Here is a 3,605-nt window from a genome sequence, read left to right as displayed (position 1 = left end):
GTCTTGAGTGTGATGGAGAACGAGCCGCCGCCGCCGATCGTCGCCGTCTCGCCGGATTGCGTCTTCCAACTGCCTTCGATCGGGTCGGCCCACGCGGCACCCGCCATGATCAAGGTGGCCGCCAGGGCCAGGCTCATCTTTCGAAACATTGTGTCCACCTCCCTATGGGGTCGTGGCGGGCTCCGGTCCGCCTTCCTGCCCCTTACGCAAAGGTAAAGCTAATCCAGCTCTGGCCAAAACAAAAGCGGTGCCGCCACGGAAGGTTGCAAGGATTTTCGCCGCGCCGATGGCTGAAAATAAACGCGACCGGAAAAACGCTTCGGTTTCCGTGGTTAGCGAAGTCTTGATTCCGCGTGCGGCAATTTTCGTCGAATTTGATGCAAAATGGCTGAAACGCTGGATTCCCATGCTTAACGAATTTCCGCGTTTACCTCTTGTTTTAGCTTTGTTTTCCTCAAATTAAGCAAGCCATTTAACGGCGGATTCAAGGCAAGCCGTCATCCTCGAAAGCATCGAAAGAGCGGCCCGCCCCTAGGGACACCGAGGGAAAAGGAGGCAGCTCTCGGGAGCCAGACAGGGGATTGAAATGGCACGTTTTGAAATGCTTGAAGACGGCTTCGGCGCCATGGGGGCAACTGCCCAGGCCGACATTCTTTTCGAACTGGGCATGATGTATGCGACCGGCCGCGACTGCGACACCGATGTCGTCGCCGCCCACAAATGGTTCAACATCGCCGCCATCAAGGGCTCGGCCCGCGCCGCCGAGCTGCGCTCGGAACTGTCGGCCACCATGTCGAAGGTCGAGATCGCCACGGCGCTGCGCGAAGCCCGCGAATGGATGACGATGCACTGATCCTGCGGGTACAGCGCCCGAAAGCCTTCAGGGGACAAGGCCGCGATAAGACGGCTGGTCGACAAGATCAAGAACGCGGCAGGCCAACGAACCTCAAGCCGTGCACCAAAACAGGGAAGCGAGCGGGTTTTAGGCGCGGGGGCGTCTGGGAAGCTCGACTGCAAAAGCCGCGACCGACCGAAACAAGGCCGGCGCGGCTTTTTGCATTACGCGGGGTAATCACGCGGGCGCGTGGCCCAAGCAATCCCGGCAGAAATGAACCAAAACCTTCCGAATTGTCCTCTCGACAGTTTCAGCGAAGGGTGAAATTGTCCCGGCTCTGTGAAGGAAGCGCGGCCGGATGGCCATGCGCAAGTGGAGGAGTTCTTATAGTCATGAAAAAATTGGGTATTTTGGGCGTGGCCGCATTCGGTCTGATGATGAGCGCCCCGGTTGCCTTCGCCGACGACATCACCATTTCGGTGGTCGGCCCGATGACCGGCCAGCTCGCCACCATCGGTGACCAGTTCAAGCAAGGCGCGCAGGCTGCCGCCGACGCGATCAATGCCGCCGGCGGCGTCAACGGCTCGCAGATCAAGCTCGACATAGAGGATGACCAGTGCGATCCGAAGCAGGCGGTGTCGGTCGCCAACCGCATCGTCGCCAACGGCGTCAAGTTCGTCGACGGCCATGCCTGCTCGGGCTCGAGCATTCCGGCCTCGGCCGTCTATGCCGAAGCCGGCACGCTGATGATGAGCCCCGCCTCGTCCAACCCGGTGCTGACCGATGCTGCCGCCAAGTCCGGCTGGCCGACCATCATGCGCCTTTACACGCGTGACGACGCGCAGGGCGCCTTCATCGGCCCGTGGATCGCCAAGAAATACGCCGGCAAGAACGTCGTCATCCTGCACGACAAGAGCGCATACGGCCAGGGCGTCGCCGATGCCGTGAAGGCGACGATGAATGCCGGCGGCCTCAAGGAGGTCGACTACGAAGGCATCAATGCCGGCGAGAAGGACTATTCGGCCCTCGTCACCAAGCTGAAGGAGCTCAAGGCGGACGTCGTCTATTTCGGTGGCTACCACCCGGAAGCGGGCCTGATCCTGCGCCAGTCGGCCGAGCAGAACGTCAAGTTCCAGCTGATCATGCCGGATTCGATCGCCTCGCCGGAATTCTGGCAGGTCGCCGGCCCGGCCGGCGAAGGCACCATGTTCGTCTTCCCGTCGGACCCGCAGGCCAAGCCGGAAGCGAAGGACGCGGTCGCCAAGATCAAGGCCGGCGGCTTCACGCCTGAAGGCTTCACGCTGTTCTCCTATGCCGTGATCCAGGCCGTGGCCGAAGGCGTCAAGCGCGCCGGCACCGACGATCCGGCCAAGGTCGCAGAGGCGCTCAAGGACGGCAAGCCGATCAGCACCGTCGTCGGCGACGTCATCTTCGACGAGAAGGGCGACCTGAAGAACGCCAGCTACGACATCAATCAGTGGCACGACGGCAAATACGCGCCGATCAAGCCGTAAGTCGGCTCCGCGGCTATCGAGGAAATGGCCGGGCTCGCCCCGGCCATTTTCGTTTCAGCCCTGGCCGTCCTCCGCGAAACGCACCAGCACGGTGCCGTCGCTGACCTGCGCGCCTTCGGCCGCGATCTCGGCGATCACGCCGTCATGCGGGGCGGCGATCGTGTGCTCCATCTTCATCGCTTCGAGGATCAGAAGCGGTTGGCCCTTGATCACCGCATCGCCCGCCGCGGCGCGCACAAGCTTGACCAGCCCCGGCATCGGCGCGCGCAGGCTGCCCGAGGCGGCTCCCGCCTCGTCGGCTTTGGCCAGCGGGTCGGGAACCGCGAACGTATAGCCCACCGCGCCTTCGAAGACGGTGACGTGGCCGGGCCAGCGGACGGCGCGCGGCATGGTCCTCAGATCATGCGTGTTCACCGCGTCATGCGGCGCTTCCAGCGCCACCTGGAAGCGGCCGTCCGGCCGTGCCGAAACCCTGGCCAGGATGTTCTCCTCGCCGTGGCGCAGGCGGATGCGGCGCGCGAGCGTGTGGAAATGCGCATAGCCTGAAAGCGTGGACCATGGATCGACGGCGGGACCCGGCGCGCCGGCATCCGTGGCAGCCAGCGCCGCGGCGGCGATCGTCTCGTCGCTGGGCGCGGGAATGGCGGTGAGCGCCTCCTGATGCCGGCCGATCAGCCCGGTATCGACGTCGCCGGCCGCGAAATCGGCGTCGGCGGCGAGCGCCGCCAGGAAAGCGGTGTTGACGGTCGAGCCGGCCACTTCCGTCCGCGCCAGCATCTCGCGCAGGGCATTGAGCGCCGAGGCCCGGTCCTTGCCGTGCACAACCAGCTTGGCGATCATCGGATCATAGAAAGGCGAAATCGCATCGCCGGCGCGCACGCCGGTCTCGATGCGCATCGCCGCACCCTCCGGCGCCGCGTCGGGGAATTTGAGATGATGCAGCGTGCCGGTCGCCGGCAGGAAGCCCTTCGCGGCGTCCTCCGCATAGAGGCGTGCCTCGAAGGCGTGGCCGGCAAGCGCGATCTCGCCTTGCGTCTTTGGCAGTTTTTCACCGGCCGCGATGCGCAGCTGCCATTCGACCAGATCGACGCCGGTGACCATCTCGGTGACGGGGTGTTCGACCTGCAGCCGCGTGTTCATCTCCATGAACCAGAAGCGGTCGGCTTTCAGTCCTTCGGAAGCATCGACGATGAATTCGATCGTGCCGGCGCCCGAATAATGGATCGCCTTGGCGGCCTTCACGGCCGCCTCCGTCA

Annotated in this window: 4 protein-coding genes and 1 pseudogene; 2 read left to right on the top strand and 3 right to left on the bottom strand. The window is 63.9% G+C overall.

From position 1 onward, the window contains the following. A pseudogene (locus EOD07_RS38680) lies at positions 1 to 149 on the bottom strand (DUF2147 domain-containing protein); the annotation flags it as partial. A gap of 13 nt (positions 150 to 162) precedes the next feature. Continuing rightward, complete coding sequence (locus tag EOD07_RS26760) at positions 163 to 408, bottom strand: hypothetical protein (protein ID WP_127237550.1); 246 nt, start codon at positions 406 to 408, stop codon at positions 163 to 165. A gap of 178 nt (positions 409 to 586) precedes the next feature. On the opposite strand from EOD07_RS26760, the gene EOD07_RS26755 reads away from it, so the two are divergent. Together EOD07_RS26755 and EOD07_RS26750 are read left to right on the top strand one after the other, a co-directional pair. Next, positions 587 to 853, top strand: a complete 267-nt coding sequence (locus EOD07_RS26755; protein WP_040984294.1) for a sel1 repeat family protein — start codon at positions 587 to 589, stop codon at positions 851 to 853. A 374-nt stretch (positions 854 to 1,227) separates the two neighbouring features. After that, positions 1,228 to 2,349, top strand: a complete 1,122-nt coding sequence (locus EOD07_RS26750) for an ABC transporter substrate-binding protein (protein ID WP_127237549.1) — start codon at positions 1,228 to 1,230, stop codon at positions 2,347 to 2,349. Between the two features lie 54 nt (positions 2,350 to 2,403). Here EOD07_RS26750 and EOD07_RS26745 read toward each other — a convergent pair. Next, positions 2,404 to 3,605: biotin/lipoyl-containing protein (locus EOD07_RS26745; RefSeq protein WP_348627783.1), on the bottom strand; the 1,202-nt coding region annotated here is incomplete at its 5' end.

It is taken from the genome of Mesorhizobium sp. M2C.T.Ca.TU.002.02.1.1 (assembly GCF_003997225.1).
This window is presented reverse-complemented; position numbering and strand designations above follow the sequence as displayed.